Annotated in this window: 20 protein-coding genes; 12 read left to right on the top strand and 8 right to left on the bottom strand. The window is 70.6% G+C overall.

The window, feature by feature from the left end:
• Positions 1-9 precede the first annotated feature (9 nt).
• Positions 10-705: an RNA polymerase sigma factor gene (locus AMA02S_RS01345; RefSeq protein ID WP_067450271.1), complete on the top strand. Its 696-nt coding sequence runs from the start codon at positions 10-12 to the stop codon at positions 703-705.
• The gene (locus tag AMA02S_RS01340; protein WP_067450268.1) at positions 702-1,724 is read left to right on the top strand and encodes a CU044_5270 family protein; all 1,023 of its coding nucleotides are present in this window, start codon (positions 702-704) and stop codon (positions 1,722-1,724) included. Before AMA02S_RS01345 ends, AMA02S_RS01340 begins: the two co-directional genes overlap by 4 nt.
• Positions 1,725-1,777: 53 nt before the next feature.
• Here AMA02S_RS01340 and AMA02S_RS01335 read toward each other — a convergent pair whose 3' ends face one another.
• Together AMA02S_RS01335 and AMA02S_RS01330 are read right to left on the bottom strand one after the other, a co-directional pair.
• Positions 1,778-3,223 (bottom strand): catalase, encoded by a 1,446-nt coding sequence (locus AMA02S_RS01335; RefSeq protein ID WP_067450265.1) that lies wholly within the window; start codon positions 3,221-3,223, stop codon positions 1,778-1,780.
• Positions 3,224-3,283: 60 nt separating this feature from the next.
• Complete coding sequence (locus AMA02S_RS01330; RefSeq protein ID WP_067450262.1) at positions 3,284-3,718, bottom strand: Fur family transcriptional regulator; 435 nt, start codon at positions 3,716-3,718, stop codon at positions 3,284-3,286.
• A 172-nt stretch (positions 3,719-3,890) separates the two neighbouring features.
• On the opposite strand from AMA02S_RS01330, the gene AMA02S_RS01325 reads away from it, so the two are divergent.
• From AMA02S_RS01325 to AMA02S_RS01310, 4 genes are all read left to right on the top strand, one after another.
• On the top strand, positions 3,891-4,958 hold the full coding sequence (locus AMA02S_RS01325) for a CapA family protein (protein ID WP_157430312.1): 1,068 nt from the start codon (positions 3,891-3,893) through the stop codon (positions 4,956-4,958).
• A gap of 115 nt (positions 4,959-5,073) precedes the next feature.
• Positions 5,074-6,162 (top strand): CapA family protein, encoded by a 1,089-nt coding sequence (locus AMA02S_RS01320; protein WP_067450255.1) that lies wholly within the window; start codon positions 5,074-5,076, stop codon positions 6,160-6,162.
• 39 nt (positions 6,163-6,201) lie between these two features.
• Positions 6,202-6,957 (top strand): MerR family transcriptional regulator, encoded by a 756-nt coding sequence (locus AMA02S_RS01315; protein WP_067450251.1) that lies wholly within the window; start codon positions 6,202-6,204, stop codon positions 6,955-6,957.
• Positions 6,957-7,487, top strand: coding sequence for a GyrI-like domain-containing protein (locus tag AMA02S_RS01310; protein WP_067450248.1), 531 nt, complete (start codon positions 6,957-6,959; stop codon positions 7,485-7,487). Before AMA02S_RS01315 ends, AMA02S_RS01310 begins: the two co-directional genes overlap by 1 nt.
• A 74-nt stretch (positions 7,488-7,561) precedes the next feature.
• Here the strand turns inward: AMA02S_RS01310 and AMA02S_RS41205 are convergent, their stop codons facing one another.
• The 3 genes from AMA02S_RS41205 to AMA02S_RS01295 all read right to left on the bottom strand — a co-directional run bounded on the left by AMA02S_RS41205 (position 7,562) and on the right by AMA02S_RS01295 (position 9,269).
• Positions 7,562-7,795 (bottom strand): hypothetical protein, encoded by a 234-nt coding sequence (locus tag AMA02S_RS41205; protein ID WP_067450245.1) that lies wholly within the window; start codon positions 7,793-7,795, stop codon positions 7,562-7,564.
• 243 nt (positions 7,796-8,038) lie between these two features.
• Positions 8,039-8,365: a hypothetical protein gene (locus AMA02S_RS01300; RefSeq protein ID WP_067450242.1), complete on the bottom strand. Its 327-nt coding sequence runs from the start codon at positions 8,363-8,365 to the stop codon at positions 8,039-8,041.
• A gap of 217 nt (positions 8,366-8,582) precedes the next feature.
• On the bottom strand, positions 8,583-9,269 hold the full coding sequence (locus AMA02S_RS01295; protein WP_245667301.1) for an FMN-dependent NADH-azoreductase: 687 nt from the start codon (positions 9,267-9,269) through the stop codon (positions 8,583-8,585).
• A gap of 72 nt (positions 9,270-9,341) precedes the next feature.
• On the opposite strand from AMA02S_RS01295, the gene AMA02S_RS01290 reads away from it, so the two are divergent.
• Positions 9,342-10,229 (top strand): sigma-70 family RNA polymerase sigma factor, encoded by an 888-nt coding sequence (locus AMA02S_RS01290; protein ID WP_067450239.1) that lies wholly within the window; start codon positions 9,342-9,344, stop codon positions 10,227-10,229.
• On the opposite strand, the gene AMA02S_RS01285 is transcribed toward AMA02S_RS01290, so the two are convergent.
• The 3 genes from AMA02S_RS01285 to AMA02S_RS01275 all read right to left on the bottom strand — a co-directional run bounded on the left by AMA02S_RS01285 (position 10,201) and on the right by AMA02S_RS01275 (position 13,770).
• The gene (locus tag AMA02S_RS01285) at positions 10,201-11,913 is read right to left on the bottom strand and encodes a protein kinase domain-containing protein (RefSeq protein ID WP_157430311.1); all 1,713 of its coding nucleotides are present in this window, start codon (positions 11,911-11,913) and stop codon (positions 10,201-10,203) included. The genes AMA02S_RS01290 and AMA02S_RS01285 overlap by 29 nt on opposite strands.
• Positions 11,914-12,013: 100 nt before the next feature.
• A complete protein-coding gene (locus AMA02S_RS01280; protein ID WP_067450232.1) occupies positions 12,014-12,295 on the bottom strand; it encodes a chorismate mutase in 282 nt (93 codons plus the stop codon).
• Positions 12,296-12,429: 134 nt separating this feature from the next.
• Positions 12,430-13,770 (bottom strand): GH1 family beta-glucosidase, encoded by a 1,341-nt coding sequence (locus AMA02S_RS01275; protein WP_067450230.1) that lies wholly within the window; start codon positions 13,768-13,770, stop codon positions 12,430-12,432.
• 141 nt (positions 13,771-13,911) lie between these two features.
• On the opposite strand from AMA02S_RS01275, the gene AMA02S_RS01270 reads away from it, so the two are divergent.
• The 5 genes from AMA02S_RS01270 (at position 13,912) to AMA02S_RS44580 (ending at position 18,887) form a co-directional block, all read left to right on the top strand.
• A complete protein-coding gene (locus AMA02S_RS01270; RefSeq protein ID WP_067450227.1) occupies positions 13,912-14,535 on the top strand; it encodes a TetR/AcrR family transcriptional regulator in 624 nt (207 codons plus the stop codon).
• A gap of 190 nt (positions 14,536-14,725) precedes the next feature.
• Positions 14,726-15,334, top strand: coding sequence for an LURP-one-related family protein (locus AMA02S_RS01265; protein WP_245667300.1), 609 nt, complete (start codon positions 14,726-14,728; stop codon positions 15,332-15,334).
• A 139-nt stretch (positions 15,335-15,473) separates the two neighbouring features.
• Positions 15,474-16,577 carry a ferritin-like domain-containing protein gene (locus AMA02S_RS01260; protein WP_067450224.1) on the top strand — a complete coding sequence of 368 codons (1,104 nt, stop codon included), beginning with the start codon at positions 15,474-15,476 and terminating at the stop codon, positions 16,575-16,577.
• A 309-nt stretch (positions 16,578-16,886) separates the two neighbouring features.
• Complete coding sequence (locus AMA02S_RS01255; RefSeq protein ID WP_067450220.1) at positions 16,887-17,849, top strand: hypothetical protein; 963 nt, start codon at positions 16,887-16,889, stop codon at positions 17,847-17,849.
• Between the two features lie 465 nt (positions 17,850-18,314).
• Positions 18,315-18,887, top strand: a complete 573-nt coding sequence (locus tag AMA02S_RS44580; protein WP_067450217.1) for a septal ring lytic transglycosylase RlpA family protein — start codon at positions 18,315-18,317, stop codon at positions 18,885-18,887.
• Positions 18,888-18,895: the final 8 nt, after the last annotated feature.

Here is an 18,895-nt window from a genome sequence, read left to right as displayed (position 1 = left end):
GTGGAGGGTATGAACCCGCACACCCCCACGGACGCCGAGTTGTGGGTCCGGGCGCGCGACGGCGACGAGGCGGCCTTCGGGACGCTCTTCGACCGGCACGCGCGCACGGTCTACAACTACTGCTTCCGTCGCACGGCCAGCTGGTCGGAGGCGGAGGACCTCACGTCGGTGGTCTTCCTGGAGACCTGGCGGCGCCGCACCGCCGTGCCGTTGCCGTCCGGTTCGCTGCTGCCCTGGTTGTACGGCGTGGCGACCAACGTCCTGCACAACCACCGGCGGAGCCTGCGCCGGCACCGTGCGGCGCTGGCCCGCCTGCCCGCGCCGCTCCCGCAGCCGGACGGCGCGGACGAGGCGGCGGCCCGGCTGGACGCCGAGCGGGCGATGCGGCGGGTGATGGACTCGATCAGGACGCTGCCCCGCCGTGACCAGGAGGTCCTCGCGCTGTGCGTGTGGGAGGGGCTCGACTACGCGGACGCGGCGGCGGCGCTCGGCGTGGCGGTCGGCACCGTCCGGTCGCGGTTGGCCCGCGCCCGCGCCCGGCTCCGCGACGTCCCCGGACATCGCGTCCCCGAACCCGATGGTCGCGAACCCGGTGGTCGCGAACCCGGTGGTCGCGAACCCGGCCGCCACGAACGCGGCGGCCACGTGCACGAACGCGACGCCGCCGGACGCTCCGCGCGGCATCTCTCGGAGGAGACCCCATGAACGACCTGGCCCCACCCCCGCGCCGCGACCTGCCCGCCGGACGGCACGAGGCTCGCCGCGCGCACCTGATCGGCGAGCTGACCGCCGTGTCCCGCCCGTATCGCCCGCGCCGCCGCCTCGCCTTCGGCGGCCTCGCCGCCGGCCTGGCCGCGGCGGTCACCGCGGCGCTGCTCGTCCCCGGCGGCGGGAGGGAGGACCGCGGCCCGACACTGGTCAACGCCGGAGCCACCGAGGTCCTCACCCGCGCCTCCCGTGCCGCCGCGACCCGTCCGGGCCTGCGGATGCGTCCCGACCAGTTTCTCTACTTCGAGTCGAAGTCCTACCAGGCGGCCGGGACGGGAGCCGGGTCGCAGCAGCCCGAGTACGGCCACCGGCGGGCCTGGTTCTCGGTGGACGGCAGGCGCGCCGGGCTGATCCGCAACTCCGGCGATGTGGGCATCTGGCTGTGCTCGGGCTCCGCGGAGCTGGAGAAGCGGGACGCCGAGGCGACGGCGCGGGGCGAGAACCTGCCGATCGACCTCGCGCACCCGCCCACCGGCTGCCGCAATGACGATGTCCGGCTGACCGGGATGCCGACCGGTGTCGAGGCGATGCGCCGCTGGCTCTTCGATCACCGGAACGGGCAGAACCCGCCGGCCGTGCAGGCGTTCATCACCGTCGGGGACACGATCCGGGAGCGGTACGTCGAGCCGAGGACGCTGTCGGTGATCTTCGCGGCGGCGGCCAGGATCCCGGGGGTCACCGTCACCCGCGACGTGACGGACCTGCTCGGCCGCAAGGGGATTGCGGTCGGCCAGACCTGGCAGGGCCAGCGGCAAGAGCTGATCTTCGACGCGAGGACGTACGCGTTCCTCGGCGAGCGCAGCCTCGTCGACGACTCGGGCACGTCGATACGCGGCAGCGCCACCTCGACCCCCGGGAGGAGTTCGGGCGCCAAGGGCAGGCAGGGCTCGGTCGCCTACGCGTCGGCGGAGATCAGGATGGCTGTGACCGACCGGGCCGGCCAGCTGCCCCGCTGACGGTGCGATCGCGAAAGGGGCGGCCCCGCCGGGGCCGCCCCTTTCGATGCGGATCAGGAGCCGTTGACGCCGAGACCGGCGGCGACGCGGTCGCCGAGGTCCTTTTGGACGTTGCGCCAGTACTCCACGACGCGCTTCTTCATGTCACCGGTCACCTCGGGGGCCGTGGCGTGGGCGACGATGTTGCCGACCATGTGGTCGCGGTCGGTGTCGGACAGGACCTTCTCCCACAGCGCGCGGGGCTGGCCGTAGTCGTCGTCCTCGCGGTGCAGCGTGTAGGCGCTCCGGACGATCTCGCCCGCCACCTGGTACTCGTCGCCCTTCCACAGCTCGGGGTCGGCGACGGGGCCGCCGAAGCTGTTCGGCGCGTACACGGGGTCGCCCGAGTTGGAGAATGACATGGCGCCGTCCTTGTTGTAGGTGTGGACGGCGTTCTTCGGCCGGTTGACCGGAAGCTGGAGGTAGTTCGGGCCGATCCGGTACCGGTGGGTGTCCGGGTAGGAGAACAGCCGGCCCTGCAGCATCTTGTCGGGCGAGGCGCCGATGCCCGGGACGAGGTTGGCGGGCTCGAACGCCGCCTGCTCGATCTCGGCGAAGTAGTTCTCCGGGTTGCGGTTCAGCGTCCACCTGCCGATGGTGATCGGCGGGTAGTCGGCGTGCGGCCAGACCTTGGTCAGGTCGAACGGGTTGAACCGGTAGTCGGCGGCCTCCGCGAACGGCATGATCTGCACCTGGACGGTCCAGGACGGGTGGTCGCCCCGCTTGATGGCGTCGTACAGGTCGCGGATGTGGACGTCCTGTTCCGCCGCGTCCGCCTCCTGGCGGGTGAAGTTCTTGATCCCCTGGTCGGTCTTGAAGTGGTACTTGACCCAGAACTTCTCGCCCGCCGCGTTGTACCAGAGGAAGGTGTGCGAGCCGTACCCGTTGACGTGCCGCCAGCTCGCCGGGGTGCCGCGGTCGGTCATCAGGAGCGAGACCTGGTGGGCCGACTCGGGCGAGAGCGTCCAGAAGTCCCACTGCATGTTGTGGTCGCGCAGGTGGTTGTCGGCGCGGCGCTTCTGCGAGTGGATGAAGTCGGAGAACTTCTGCGGGTCGCGGATGAAGAAGACCGGCGTGTTGTTGCCGACGAGGTCGTAGTTGCCGTCCTCGGTGTAGAACTTCACCGCGAAGCCGCGCGGGTCGCGTCCGGCGTCGGCGCTGCCCAGCTCGCCGGCGACGGAGCTGAACCGCACCAGCGACTCGGTGCGGGCGCCCTTCTGGAAGAGCGTGGCCTTGGTGTACTGGCTGACGTCCTCGGTGATCTCCAGGACGCCGTACGCGCCGCCGCCCTTGGCGTGCACGACCCGCTCGGGCACGCGCTCGCGGTTGAAATGCGCCATCTTCTGGATGAGGTAGTGGTCCTGAAGCAGCAGCGGGCCGTTCGGGCCGACGGACTGCGAGTGCTCGTCGCTCGGTGCGGCGATGCCGGCGTCGGTCGTGGTGGTGGGCCTGTCGGACATGGGCGCGGTTCCTCCTTGCTCCGTTGTGCTCGGTTGGTGATCCGGATCCGCGAAGAGTCGTCAGCCGGACGGGGATCGGCAGTCGGGGCACAGGCCCCAGAACGTGACGTCGGCCTCGTCGATCAGGAAGCCGGCATCGGTGATCGGCCGCATGCAGGGGGCGTGTCCCACGACGCAGTCGACATCCTGGATCGCTCCACAACGGCGGCATGCCAGGTGGTGGTGGTTGTCGCCGACCCGGCCCTCGAACCGTGCCGGGCTGCCTGCGGGCTCGATCCTGCGTACGAGCCCGGCCGCGGTCATCGCGTGCAGGGCCTCGTACACGGCCTGAAGTGAGAGGTGCCCCACGCGGTCGCGCGCGCCCCCGGCGATCGCCTCGACGTCGAGGTGGTCCCCGGCGCGGACGGTCTCCAGGATCGCCACGCGGGCCGCCGTCACCCGCAGCCCCGAGCCGCGCAGGTCGGCGGCGAGGTTCTGCGTTCCGGACGCGGTCATGCCGCCAACCTACCCTCCTTAACTTGAATTATTCAAGTTAATGAACTGTGCGTGTTTAGTAAAGGTGGCCCGTCCGGGTGCCCCGTCTTGGACGTCCGGGCGCCGTCGGCGTGAACCTCTGCTTGATCACCTGAGTCCAAGCCTGCTGAAGGGTTCGACCAGGGAGGGCGCCATGACAGCCGGACGCGGGATGAGACGGGCGTTCGCCCTGCTGGGAGGGCCCGTCCTGGCGACGGCTCTGGCCGGCTGCGGGATGCTGGCCGACGCCACCGGAGACCCGCGGCCTGCGGCGAAGCCGTTCACCGTCGCCTTCGGCGGCGACATCCACTTCGAGGGCGCGCTGCGCACCCGGCTCGACACCTCCCCCGACACCGCGCTCGGCCCCGTCGCGGCGCAGCTCAAGCGCGCCGATCTCGCGGTGGTCAACCTGGAGACGGCGGTCACCGCGGGCGGCACCCCGGCGCCCAAGCAGTTCACGTTCCGCGCGCCCCCGACGGCCTTCCGCGCCCTGCGGTCCGCAGGCGTGGACGTGGCGACCATGGCCAACAACCACGGCATGGACTACGGGGATACCGGCCTCCAGGACTCCCTGGCCGCCGGGAAGCAGGCCGGATTCCCCGTCGTCGGCATCGGACGCAACGCCGCCGAGGCGTTCCGCCCCCACCGCGTCACGGTCAACGGCGCGAAGGTCGCGATCATCGGCGCCACCCAGGTGCTGGACGACAACCTCATCCAGGCGTGGACGGCGACGGACGCGAAGCCCGGGCTGGCCTCCGCCAAGGACGCGCCCCGCCTCGTCCAAGCCGTAAAGGACGCGCGCAAGGACGCCGACGTCGTCATCGTCGACCTGCACTGGGGGCAGGAGCTCAACTCCTGTGCCACACCCGCCCAGCGGCAGCTCGCCGCGCAGCTCGCCGACGCCGGCGCGGACGCGATCGTCGGCAGCCACGCGCACGTCCTGCTCGCGGGCGGCTACCTGAAGGGCAAGTACGTCCACTACGGGCTCGGCAACTTCGTCTTCTACAACTCCTCCGGCCGGACGGCGCAGAGCGGCGTCCTCACCCTCACGTTCGACCCGTCCGCGAAGGGGGCTGCCGCCCGGCGCGTCACCCATGCCGACTGGGCACCGGCCGAGATCTCCGACGGCGTCCCGCAACCGCTGTCCGGCACCGCCGCGCAGCAGGCCCGCGCGGAGTGGGAGGCGCTGCGCCGCTGCGCGGACGTCAAGGCCGCCGCCTGAGGGGCGGCCTGACCTCCGCAAAGGTTGGGTTTCACGTGAATCATCGGGAGAGCGAGCCTCGGCGGAGCATCGGGCGGGTCATGGCATGCTTGGCCGAGCCGATGAGGGAGGTCCGATGCGGGGGAAGACTGTCACGGTCGCTGCCGTCGCCGGGGTGACGGCGCTGGTCGCGGCCGCGTGCGGCGGGTCCAGTGACCCCAAGGCGCAGGGCGCGACCTCACCGAGCACGTCCGGCAAGGCGGGCGGGGCGCAGAGCCCGACGACGGCGTCCGCCAAGCAGCCGATCATCATCGCGTTCGGCGGCGACACCCACTTCGAGGGGCAGCTCCGCTCGCGCCTCGCCACACCCAAGACCGCGCTCGGCCCGGTCGCGGCGCAGCTCAGGCACGCCGACCTCGCCATGGTGAACCTGGAGACGGCGATCACCACGGGCGGCACGCCCGCGCCCGGCAAGCAGTTCACCTTCCGCGCCCCGCCGTCGGCGTTCGCGGCGCTGCGAGGCGCGGGCGTCGACGTCACGTCCATGGCGAACAACCACGGCATGGACTACATGGAGGGCGGTCTCCGCGACACCCTCGCCGCGATCAAACGCACCCGCTTCCCCGTCGTCGGCATCGGCAGGAACGCCGACGAGGCGTACCGCCCCTACCGCGTCACGGTGAAGGGCAACCGGCTCGCGATCGTCGGTGCCACGCAGGTCCTCGACGACAACCTGATCGAGGCGTGGACGGCGACCGACACGAAGGGCGGCCTCGCGTCCGCCAAGAACGTCCCCCGGATGGTGCAGGCGGTGAAGGAGGCCCGCAAGGGGTCCGACATCGTGATCGTCCACCTGCACTGGGGGCAGGAGCTGAAGGCGTGCCCGCTGCCACGCCAACAAGAACTCGCCAAACAACTCGTCGAGGCGGGTGCCGACATCGTCGTCGGCGGTCACGCGCACGTCCCGCTGGGCGGCGGTTACATGAACGGCAAGTACGTCCACTACGGCATGGGCAACTTCGTCTTCTCGTCCGCCTCCGGGCAGACGGCCAACTCCGGCGTACTGCTGCTGCGTATCCAGAACGGCAAGGTCACCAACGACAAGTGGAAGCCGGCCCGCATCTCCGGCGGCATCCCCATCCCCCTGAAGGGCGCCGCCGCGGCGGCCGAGGCCAAGCGCTGGAACGGCCTGCGCGGCTGCACCGGCCTCGCAGCGCGCCCCTGAGCTGGACTCTCCCCCTGGGGGAGAGGTCAAGGTGGGGGTGTGAGCACCGATCTGCTGCCCATCGGGCGGTTCGCACGGCTGTGCCGGCTGAGCGTCAAACAGCTCCGGCACTACGACGACCTGGGGCTGCTCGCCCCGGCCTGGATCGATCCCGCGTCCGGGTACCGCTACTACCGGCCGGACCAGGCGCGTGACGCCCTGTCGATCGGGCTGCTCCGGGCGCTGGACGTGCCGCTGCCCATGGTGGCGCGCGTCCTGTCCGGGCAAGGCGCGCAGGCGTTGAAGGAGGCCCGCGACCGGATCGAGGACGATCTGGTCCGGCGCCGCCGCGCCCTGCGGCTGCTCGACCGGGTGCTGGCGGAGGGGCTGCCGGAGACGCCGGTGTCGGTCGTCCGGGAACCCGCGCGGCGGGTCCGCGTGGCACGGGAGGCGGCGACGCCGTCCACGATCGCCGAGGCGACCTCGGCGTGCGTACGGCGCGTCCTCGCCGGGGCCGCGCCGGAGGGGACGCTCATCGGGCTGTTCCCGCTGGACATGACGGACGGCTTCGACGTGCGCGTGGCCATGGCGGCGCCGGGCGGGGACGACCTGCTGCCCGGCGGCGTGTTCGCCGCCGGCACGCATGTCGGCCCGTACGACCAGATCTCGCTCACGGTGTACAGCGTGCTCGCGTGGATCGGGGACCACGGGCACGCGCCCGGCGGTCCGGTGCGGGAGGTCTATCTCGACGATCCCGCGACCACGGAGCCCGAACGCCTGGAGACCCAGGTGATGATCCCACTGGAGGATGCGTGATGAACTGGTACGACGCGGCCGCGGAGCCGGAACTGGCGGAGTTCGGCCCGGTCTCGGGGCTGGCGGTCTCCGGGCGCGGGGAGCCGGGAGGTGCGGCCTACGGCGCGAGCGTCGCCGCCCTGTACGCGGTGATGGGGGCGCTCGGCGCGCCCATGGTGCCGCTGGAGGGCCGCTGGTGGGTCGAGGACGAGCGCTCGCCGTTCGACGTCCCCCGTGAGGAGTGGCGGTGGCACCTGTTCTTGCGCCTTCCGGATGAAACGGGCTCGGTCGACCAGGCCAGGGAAGAGGTCCGTTCCGGTGTTCCGGCCGCGGCGCGTGTCCAGCAGGTGACGTTCACCGAGGGCCGCTGCGTGCAGATGCTGCACTGCGGCGCCTACTCGGACGAGCCCGCCAGCCTCGCCCGGATGGCCGCGTTCATGGAGGCGGAAGGGCTCGTCCAGAACGGCCTGCACCACGAGATCTACCTCTCCGACCCGAGCGAGACCGACCCCGAGAAGATGCGCACGATCCTCCGCCAGCCCGTCCGGTAGGAGACCCCGGCCGAGGCGCGCGTCGCCCGCGCCCTGTCCCGCCTGGGGAACCGCCTTCGCGCGTGGTTGGCGCACTAGGCGTCGGGAAAGCGGCGCTTCTTCGCGACGTCGATCCACCACAGCAGCAGGAACCCCACCACGAGCACCGCCGTCGACACGATCCACCAGGCGGGACCGGGCAGCCGAGCCGGCAGGGACAGCAGCGGCTTGCCGTCCCACAGCCTCGCCACGAACGGCACCACGCCCTCGTAGACCCCGAGGAAGAAGACCAGCCCGGACAGCCCGTCATATGACTTCGGATCGTTCATACGCCGAGGCTCCCCCGCGCGGATGCCCGGGGATAGCTACCAAGGTCGATTCCGCAGGTCCACAGGTCACGCGCGCCTCAGCGCGGACCTGGCTGTACAGGATCGCGACCAATGCGTGCCTGACCGCGCTGTAGGGGCGTGTCAGGCGCCCGGCGGTTCTCTGGACGACGGGGTCATGCCGCGGGGACGTAAGACGTGGCAGCAGGTCTCACGGCTATGGTCGGGACGCGCCGACCCGTTCGCTCAGGAGAACCTCTCGGCGAGGTCGCGATGCTTGTCCGCGGCCAGTTTCGCCTGGTCGAAGCCGACGACCGAACCGGGCATGCGGCTCAACCGTTCGACCTGCTCCGCGAACCGCAGGTGCTCACGCCGCGCGTGCTCGCGACAGGCGAGGCAGGTCACGCTGCCGGGGGACGGGGAGGTCATGGCATACGGCACGCGCAGCCCGCACCCCGCGGTGACCTGGCTCGGCAGATCACCGGCCAGGCCGAACGTGGACGCCATCAGGTCGCGGACGGCGGCGTCGCGGTGGATCACCTTGGCCTCGACATGGATGTGCGGGTCGTCCATGCGCCCTCCCGCCCCGGCGACCGATCAGCCAAGACTGCTCCCGTCCGGCCACGAACCGCAAGCCGGTGCCAGGCTTTAGCAGAAAGGAAACGTCGACTGCCCGGCGAAGGGCTCCGACCGTCCGCGGTGCCCGGTGGCATCGGGACGCGGGGAGGGCCGCGCGTCCCGAGGAAGGAGCCGTCCCGTGCTGGGACGACCATGCGCAAAGCCGGCGCGATCAGGCGGCCGCCAGCGCGGTGACCTTGGCTTCGGCCGCCGCCAGCGAACGCTCCGCCGCGTCCTGGAAACGCGCGAGTTCCGGCACGAGCCAGGCAAGGGTCATCTCGGCGTGGACGAGTTCCAGGTTCTCCGCCGCCACCCCGAGATTGCCGAAATAGGCCCGCAGATAGGGCGCCTGGAAGTCGAAACCCTCCCGCGGCGTGCCGGGACCGTAGGCGCCGCCGCGTGCGGTGACCACCACGACGCGGGTGTCCTTGAGCAGGCTCGTCCCCGAGTCGGGATCGGTGAACGCCCCGGGAAAGGTCACCCGGTCTATCCACGCCTTCAGCGAGGCGGTCACCGAGAAGTTGTACATGGGGGCGCCGATCAGCACGGTGCCGGCGGCCAGTATCTCCGTGACCAGCGGCAGGGTCAGTGCCCATTCCCGTTCCTCCTCCGCGTTCTCGGTCAGGGCCTCCACCTTGTCCGGCGGGACGAGGCCATGGCGTTCGGTACGCCGTCCCAGGGCGCAGTAGGCCGGGGCGACCAGCGGAACGGGATCGGCGGCGAGATCCCGGTAGCGGTAATCGGACGACCCGTGCGCCTTCCGCCAGACGTCCGCGTACCGTGCGGTCAGCCGCCGGGTGATCGAGTCGCCGGAATGGCTGGAATCCAGGTGCAGCAAGGACGCCCCTAGGATGGTCACATCGGTCTCCTGTCGTTCTCGTGCGTCGTTCTCCTCACTGATATGACGGCACGTGACCAGGGATGGTGACCGATGGACGATCAGGCTGAACTCGCCGCGCACTTCGAGCGGTGCCGCGGGCATCTACGGGCGGTCGCCTTTCGCATGCTCGGATCGGCGGACGAGGCGGACGACGCGGTCCAGGAGACCTGGCTGCGCGCCAGCCGCGCGGGCACGGCCGGCGTCGCCAACGTGCCCGGCTGGCTGACCACGATCGTCGGCCGGGTCTGCCTCGACCTGCTGCGGTCGCGGCGCCGCCGCGGTGAGGAGCCCGCCGAACTGGCCGGCCTTGAGACGGTCGCGAGCGACGCGGCCGACCCCGAGGACGAGGCGGTGCTGGCGGACTCCGTCGGGCTCGCGCTGCTCGTCGTCCTGGACAGGCTCGGCCCTGCGGAGCGTGTCGCGTTCGTCCTGCACGACCTGTTCGCCGTGCCGTTCGCGGAGATCGCCGGGATCGTCGGCCGATCGCCCGTCGCCGCGAAGAAGCTGGCGAGCCGCGCGCGTGCCCGCGTCCACGGCACGCCCGCGGCGCCGGTGGCCGACCTCGCCCGGCAGCGGGAGGTCGTGGAGGCGTTCCTCGCGGCGTCCCGCGCCGGTGACCTGGACGCGCTCCTCGCGGTGCTGGCCCCGGACGTCGTCCGCCGGACGGACCGGGCCGTCGCGGGCGCGACGACCGAACTGCGCGGCGCCCGGCACATCGCCGAGGAGACGCGCGGCAACGCCGCCCGTGCCCGGTTCGCCCGGCCCGCCCTGATCAACGGCGTGCCCGGGGTGGTCGTCGCGCCGCGGGGGCGGCTCCAGATCGTCCTCCGACTGCGGATCGACGGCGAGCGCGTCGCGGCGATCGACGTCGTCGGCGACCCTGACCGGCTTCGCGCGCTCGACCTCGCCGTCATCCCGGGGTCGTGCGGAACTCCGTGATGGTGATCTTCTTCTTCGGCGGGCCGTCATCGTCGCTCAGGCCCGCGCGCGGACCGGCCGCGGCGACGTCGTCGATGATCGCCATCCCCGACGTGATGCGGCCGAAGACCGTATACGTCTTGGGCAGGCTCGGGGAGTCGCCATAGAGGATGAAGAACTGGCTGCCGTTGCTGTCCGGATCCTCCGCACGGGCCATGGCGACGACGCCCCGGGTGTACTGCACGCCGCTCGTGTTCTCCGTACCGAAACGGTAGGCGGGCCCGCCGGTGCCGGTGCCGGACGGGTCGCCGCACTGGAGAACCTTGAGAGCGGCGTTGGTCGAGAGGCGGTGGCACGAGGTGTTGTCGTAGAACGCCTTGCCCGCCAGATAGACGATCGAGTTCACGGTGCACGGCGCCTTGGCCCCGTCGAGTTCCATCTCGATGGTGCCGAGGTTGGTCTTGACGGTGGCGCGGACGGGGCCGCGGTCGGCTGCACTGGTCGGCGGTGTCCCGACGTCCTTCATCTCCGAACCGGTCGAGGGCAGGTAGGCGCACCCCGCGCCGGGCGTCTGCCGTGTCACGGGCCTGGTCGTGTTCGCGCTGGTCGTCGCACGGTCGTTGGTGTCGCCGCTGTCGCTGCGAAGCAGCACCGCGGCGGTCGTGGCCCCCGCGAGCAGGACGACGCCGGCCGCCGCGCCGGTGACCGCGAGGACCCGGCCCCGCCGACCGGGAGGCCGCCCCGGGGGCGGCCCTCCGAAAGGTGGGGCGGGGAAGACGGGCGGCGAGGGCGGCGCCGGGGTGATCGGCGGCTGGAGGCGCGGCGCCGGGACGGTGCGGACGGCGGGGGTCAGCGTCGCCGCGGCCGACGTCCCTTCCGCCAGAAGGTTCTCGCCGGTCCGCAGGCCGAGCAGCCGCGTCAGCACCTGCACCGCCGTGGGCCGCCGCGCGGGATCCTTGCCCAGGCAGGCCGCGACCAGCTCGCGCAGGTCGCCGCCGAGCGCCCCCAGCTCCGGTTCGGCGTGCAGGATCCGGTGCATCGTGGCCGGGATCGAGTCGTGGCCGAACGGCGGGACCCCGTTCGCTGCGTAGGCCATCGTGCAGCCCCATGCGAACATGTCCAGCGGCGGGCCGCCGGACGTCCCCGCGACCTGCTCGGGCGCCATGAAGGCGGGCGTTCCGATCGCCCCGGTCAGCGTCGCCGACGTGGCCTCCAGCGGCCGCGCGACACCGAAGTCGATGACCTTCGGGCCGTCCGGGCCGAGCAGCACATTGGCCGGTTTGAAGTCGCGGTGGACGACGCCCGCCTCATGGATCGCGGCCAGCGCCGTCGCGGTGCCGATGGCGAGCCGGACCAGCTCGTCCGCGGGCAGCACCCCGCGCTCGGCGACGAGCTGCCGCAGCGACGGCCCGTCGATGTACTCGCTGACGATGTACGGCGCGTCGCCGTCCGCCCGCGCGGCGATGATCCGGGCGGTGCAGAACGGGGCGACCTGCCGGGCCGTGGCCAGCTCCCGCTCGAAGTAGAGGCGGGCCTGCTCGTCGCCGTCGAGCTCGGCATGCAGCAGCTTCACCGCGACGCGCTCGCCGGTGTCGGATTCGCCCGCGTAGACGGTTCCCTGGGCGCCCTCACCGATCCGTCCCGTCAACCGGAATCCGCCGAGTTCGGGCGGGTCGTTCGGGCGCAGCGGACGGGGATCGGGCATCGCGGAGACCTCCACCTGGGAAAGGGCGAAAGCAGACTATCCGTGCAGACGGGGACCCGTCCCCGGTCCTCCCACCGCAGCGGCCGCGTCCGCGGGTCGCTCAGGCTTCCCGCGCGGCGTGCTCGGTGATCTCCAGCTCGATGAAGGCGCCGATCATCGACCGCCACACCGCGTCGGCGACCTCCGGCGCCAGCCCCGCCGTCTCGGCGCGCTCGCGTGCCAACGCGACGACCCGCTCGACCCGGTCGGGGGCGCGGACGGCCTGCTCGTCCTTCTTGAACGCGGCGGCGGCCTTCACCAGCTCCTGCCGCTCGGCGAGCAACCGCACCAGCTCTCCGTCGAGCGCGTCGATCCGCGCCCTGACCTCCTCCAGCGACTCCATGACGCCATCCTTCCACCGCCCGTGAATTCGGCCGGCCCGGAGTGGGCCCCAGCGGTCCCGACATTGCCGCTCCTGCCCATGCCGCTCCTGCCCATGCCGCTCGCCTGCGGTGGTGGCGGCCGGCGCTTGGACGCCTACCGGGACGGGTCGTTCGCGATCAGGTCACGGAACCAGCCGTAGGACCTCTTCGGTGTGCGTTTCTGCGTCTCGTAGTCGACATGGACGAGCCCGAAGCGCGGATGATAGCCCTCGGCCCATTCGAAATTGTCGAGGAGCGACCAGGCGAAGTAGCCGCGGATGTCGATGCCCTCCTCGTCGATCGCGGTCCGCATTGCGGTGATGTGGGCGTCCAGGAACGCGATGCGGGGCAGGTCGTCGACCGTTCCGTCCGGGCCGACCTCGTCCGGGAACGCGGCGCCGTTCTCGGTGATGTACAGCGGCGGAAGCGTCGTCCGGTACCGGTCGCGCAGGTCGCGCAACAGCGCGAGAAGCGCGTCCGGGACGATCGGCCAGCCCGACCCCGTCCGCGGGTATTCGGTGATGTCGACCATGTCGAAGGGCAGCGGACCGCCCTCGGACGGCGCGTGGACGCGGGTCGGCTGGTAGTAGTTCACGCCGAGGAAGTCGAGGGGCGCGGCGATGACCGCCAGATCCTCGGGACGCACGAACGCCGACATGTCGGGCACGCCGAGCCCGGTCACATCGGGATAGGCGCCGCGCAGGACGGGGTCGGTGAACAGACGGTTCATGAGCGTGTCGAAGGCGGACGCGGCGCGCAGGTCGTCCGGGGACCCCTCGTCACCCGCCCAGGCGGGCGAGTAGTGGTTCGTCAGGCCGACCTCGCGGGCGCCGCGGCTGCGCAGCGCCGTCGTCGCGAGGCCGTGGCCGAGGAGTTGGTGGTGCGCGGTGGGCAGCGCGTCCAGCATGAGGGTGCGGCCGGGCGCGTAGATGCCGAAGGCGTATCCGTACGCCATGACCACGACCGGCTCGTTCAAGGTGATCCACATGCCGACGCGTTCGGCGAGGCGTTCGGCGGCGAGGTAGGCGAACTCGGCGAACCGGTGGGCGGTGTCGCGCTCCATCCAGCCGCCCGCCTCCTCCAGCGGCTGCGGGAGGTCCCAGTGGTAGAGGGTGGCGGCGGGCGTGATCCCGGCTGTGAGCAGGCCGTCCACGAGACGGTCGTAGAAGTCGAGGCCCTTCGTGTTCACCGGTCCGCCGCCGGACGGCTGGACGCGCGGCCACGCGATCGAGAACCGGTACGCGTCGATGCCGAGACCGGCCATCAGCGCGACGTCCTCCGGCCACCGGTGGTAATGGTCGCAGGCGACGTCACCGGTGTGGCCGTCCCGGACGCGGCCGGGGGTGTGCGAGAACACGTCCCAGGTGGACGGGCCGCGCCCGTCCTCGCCGGCCGCTCCCTCGACCTGGTAGGCGGCGGTGGCGACGCCCCAGCGGAACCCCTCCGGCAACCCCATGTCCTTCCCCTCCTTGAAATATGAATCAAATTCGGACTTTAGGATGTCCGGTGGTCGCGGCGGAAGAGTCGGGTGTCCGCGAGGACCGGATGTGCAATGAGACGCTGACGCCGTGCACCCGGCTTCGGTGACAATGGTGCGGTGACCGAGATCCGGACCCCGCTCCGCCGCCGCCCCGCCCAGCGCCGCAGCGCCGAACGCGTCCAGCGGATGCTCGACGCCTGCGCGGACATCCTCGACGAGGACGGCTACGACGGCCTCACCACCACGCGCATCGCCCAGCGCGCCGAGGTGGCGATCGGCTCGGTCTACCAGTTCTTTCCCGACAAGCGCGCGGTCGCGCAGGCGCTCGCCCAGCGCAACCTGGAGGTGTTCGGGCAGCGGATCTCCGTGACGTTCGCCGAGGGCTCCTTCGCCAACTGGTCCGACACGGTCGGCGCGATCATCGACATCTTCGTGGAGATGCACCGCACCGTGCCCGGCTTCCGCGTCCTGCGGTTCGGGGACGTCGCGGACGTCAACCTGCTCGACTCCGACGCCGACAACAACGCCGTCGTCGCGGGCCGGCTCCGCACGATGATCGTCGAGACCTTCGCCGTCCAGGACACCCCGGGCCTCGCCACCGCGCTCGCCATCGCGGTGGAGGCCGGCGACGCCGTCCTGAAGATGGCCTTCCGCCGTAGCCCGGACGGCGACCCGGTGATCCTCGCCGAGGCCGAGCGCCTCATCCACGGCTACCTGGCCTCGCACATCCAGGAGTCCTGACCGCCCCGGTAGTTCTGACCGCCCCGGTAGCTCTGATCAGCCTGGCAGTTTCTCGCGCGTCTTCGCAGACCTTGCGCGCCCCGGGAACCCCGCACGGTTTCCGCGGATCGCGCCCCGGCGGATCCGCCGCCCGATTCTGGTCATTTATGGCAGAATCCGCCTTTGATTCACAAAATCACGATCAGAACGGGTGAGTTCGCTGAACGACGAGGGGCTCCAGAAGCAGAGCCGGCTGCTGGTGCGGCAGCGGCTGCGGCTCATGGTGAACCAGTACGAGGTGCACGCCGAGGGCCCCGGCGGGGCCGAGGGCGAACTGCTGGCCTTCGCCCAGCAGAAGCGGATGGCCTTCAAGGAGCAGGTCACCCTGTACGCGGACGACTCCAAGAGCCGTCCCCTCCTCGGGTTCAAGGCCCGCAAGCGCATCGACCTGGCCTCCGCCTACGACGTCACCGACGCCGCCGGGCAGCCGATCGGCGTCTTCCGCAAGGACTTCAAGAAGTCCCTGCTCGCCTCCACCTGGCACCTGGAGCAGCCCGGCCTCGGCGTGACGACCGGCAGCGAGCGCAACAAGTTCGTGGCGGTGCTGCGCCGCGTCTGGCAGCTCATCCCGTACGCCGAGACGCTGCCGTTCGCCTGGCCGTACCACTTCGACTTCTATGCCGGTGACCAGGTCGTCTTCTCGGTGGAGAAGAAGTTCGGGTTCCGTGACCGGTATGTCGTCGACATCAGGGACCCGCGGTTGGACCGCCGCCTCGTCATCGCCCAGGCGATCGGCTTGGACGCGCTCCAGTCCCGCTGAACTGCGCCCGGCGTCCATACGAAACGGCACCACGGGGGTATGGCCTCCGCCTGCTTTACATGTTACTAAGGGATGTAAAGCCGTGGGCGGACCACACCCGCGCCGCGAACGCGGCGTCACGCCGGAGGAGGCTTCCCCCGTGAGTTCTTATGACCTGTACTCCACGCCTGTTCCCACCGATACGTGGAACGTCTCGATGGCAGGTGACGCCCGTTTCACCTGGGAGTACGACGAGGGCCGCGATCGGCTGCTCAACCTGTACCAAAAGGGCAAAGACAAACAGTGGGACGCCCAGACACGCATCGACTGGGACATCGAGGTCGATCCGCTGAACGTCGCGGGCCTGCCCGAGCACTTCAACCCGCTCTTCGGGTCGGAGATCTGGGAGAGGATGAACCAGAAGGAGCAGGACGAGTTCGGACTGCACCAGGGTGCGTGGCTGTTCAGCCAGTTCCTGCACGGCGAACAGGGCGCGCTGAACGTCTCGGCCCGCATCGTCCAGTCCGTCCCTGACCTCGACTCCAAATTCTATGCCGCCACCCAGACCATGGACGAGGCGCGGCATGTGGAGCTGTACGGGAAGTTCGTGCACGAGAAGATCGGCCTGTACTACCCCATCAACCAGGACCTCGCCAAGCTTCTCGCCGAGTCGCTGGAGGACAGCCGCTGGGACCTGCCCTACCTCGGCATGCAGGTGCTCATCGAGGGCCTGGCCCTCGCGGCGTTCGGGTTGTACCGCGACATGTCGACCAACCCACTGGTGAAGCAGCTCCTCGCGTACGTCATGCAGGACGAGGCGCGCCACGTCGCGTTCGGTCGTCTCGCGTTGAAGGACTACTACGCCGAGCTGACCGAGAAGGAGCGCGCCGAGCGCGAGGAGTTCGTCGTCGAGGGCTGCTACCTCATGCGCGACCGTTTCAAGGGCCGCGAGATCTTCGAGCAGCTCGACCTCCCGGTCGACAAGTGCATGGAGTTCGTCGACAACTCCGAAATGTACACGCTGTATCAGTCTCTGCTGTTCAGCCGGATCGTCCCCTGTGTCCGGGACGTTGGCTTGTGGGGCGACAAGGTGCAGGCGGCCTATGTCGACATGGGCGTCCTCGACCACGCCAAGGCCGACCTGGAGGCGCTGATGCGCCAGGACGAGGAGATCGCGGAAAAGGTCGACGAAGAACGGTATGCGACCGAACTCGCCGCGCGCAAGGAAGAGGTCGACCAGGCGATCTCGCTCGGCGGCGAGTAGCGGAAAGGTCAAAAGCGGGGGTGTTCCGGATCCGCTCCGGAATACCCCCGCTTCGCGTTCCAGGCGCCATCAAGGCCAGGATTATCCCTAATCATCCGGGGAAGAATCTCCGACTTTACCGACCCTTGTCGGAATATAGCGTTGGCTGGGATGTCGTCGATCAATTCCCGCGATCCATATTCTCTCCCCCAATTGATTCCCGTATCGGCTGTGCGTGCTGCCGGTCTGTACTAGCGTCCCCGGTCGACGGTGCGCCGGACAACGCGGGCGCACACACCGCGTAGGGTCAATCCGAAACCGGGGAAAAGAATGCATCGATCCGCCAGAAACCTGCTCAGCGTGTCCGTCCTCGTCCCGATGGCCGCGGCGCTCGCCGTGGCGGTCGCACCGGCGAACGCCACGCAGGGCCCGTCCGCCGAGATCCTTTACGGAACCACCGCGCCGGTCGCGCGCTCCCTCCCGTCCGACGTCGTCCCGGTTTCGGCCGCGACCCCCGCCGCCCAGGTCACCGGGACGGCCACGGGGACCGTCGACGGTGTCCTGAAGTCCAAGCCGAAGAGGACGCCCCGCCCCCGCACCGCCAGGACCGCTACCGGCGCGCACGCGTGCCCCCTGGACCAGGTGATCGGGAGTTTTCCGGTGAACGCCGGCAACCTGGGCGGTGCCCGGCGCGGCTGCCTTGAGCGTCGCGCCGCCGGCCCGTCCCCGAAGAACCCCGTGGACGCGGCGGGCAACGTCGTCGACAGCACCGGCAAGGTCATCGGCAACGCCACGAAGGCCACCAAGCAGGTCCAGGCCGGCCCGCTCAACAAGATCGCCGCGGTCACCCGGTCCGCCTCCAACAGCCCGATCCTTCCGGACGCCCGCCGCACCACCGACAGGCCGCGCGGCCTCAACCTGATGGGCGTCGTCCCAGGTGCGGTCCGCTCCGCGGAGGCACTCGGCCTCCCGGTGAGCTACTCGGCGCTCTTCCCGCCCGCCGCCCACCGGGGCCTCACGCGCCCGTCGCCGGACGACGGTGTCGTCGACCAGGCGGGCGACGTCGTCCACGAGGCGGGCTCCGGTGTCGACACCACCAGAGGCCAGGTGGTCGAGGTACTGAAGGCCGCGGACCATGCGTCCACCCCGTCCAAGGCCCTGCCGACCAAACCGCACCAGACACCGCCGGGCAAGCGCGTCGCGCGGCCGCGTCCGTCCACGGGGCTCCTGGGCGGCGGCCTGCCGCAGCTGCCGATCCAGGCCACCAGCCTTCCCGTCACCGGCCTGGGCTGACGACCTCCCGCCACGTCCAACGGGGCGTTCCACACTATGTGGAACGCCCCGTTTTATTGTCTGGTAACTGCGCGTTATCTGTCCGAAATCACACCTTCCGGTGCCAGTAAAGTGGATCTTCAAATCCAGTCACCGCGCGCAGTTGATCAGCTTCGGAGGGCAAAGAAGAGGGTGATAAACCCCACAAACCAGGGCCCTGCGTTTGATTCACGCCCGACACACCGTACGGTCAAGGACTTGTGCGGCGCCTACGGTGATCAAAAGTGAAGAAGCGTTCCCGCCGCACCTGCCGGACGCCGGTTCCGCGATGACGCGGACGCGCCTAAGAGATCAGCGCGAAGACGGGTGAGAGAGCCCGCCGGCGGCAAGGGATTCGGGGACGTGGAGGTCACCTGAACCTGCCGCTGAACGGTGGTGACGAACACCGGGCGTCCGGGGCCCTGTCCCCGACCAAAGGACTCCTTCGTGGGTAGCCCTCAAGCACGCCTCCGCACAATCCTGATCGCTTCCGGAATCGCCGTCGCCCTTCTCACGGCCGGCGCCTTCACCCTCTTCAACGGCGACAGTTCCGCCGAATCGGCGCAAGCCGCGCAGACCTCGCCACAGGCGACCACACCGCAGGCGGACCCGCCGAGAACCGCGCCCACCCGCGCCAGCCGCGGCGGCACACGCTCCCCAGAGCCGAGCCCGAAGAAGAACGCGGAACCCGAGCACAAGCCGAAGCCCAAGCCGAAGAAGAAGCCCCGCAAGGTCCTCCAGTCCGGCTCATGCCAAGCCTCCTACTACTGGGAGGGGCAGATGACCGCCAGCGGCGAACCCTTCGACCCGACCGCACTGACGGCCGCCCACAAGACCCTGCCGATGGGCTCCAAGGTCCGCGTGACCAACAAGAACAACGGCCGTTCGGTCATCGTCCGCATCAACGACCGCGGCCCCTACGCGGGCGGCCGCTGCCTGGACCTCTCCAAGGCCGCCATGACCAAGGTGGGTGGCACCGGCTCGGGCGTCATCCCCGTGCGATACGAGGTGCTCGCCTAGCAGCCGTC

The organism is Actinomadura macra NBRC 14102, from assembly GCF_001552215.1.
Taxonomy (GTDB): Bacteria; Actinomycetota; Actinomycetes; order Streptosporangiales; family Streptosporangiaceae; genus Spirillospora; species Spirillospora macra.
The sequence above is the reverse complement of the archived record's forward strand: the minus strand, read 5'-3'. Positions and strand labels throughout refer to the sequence as shown.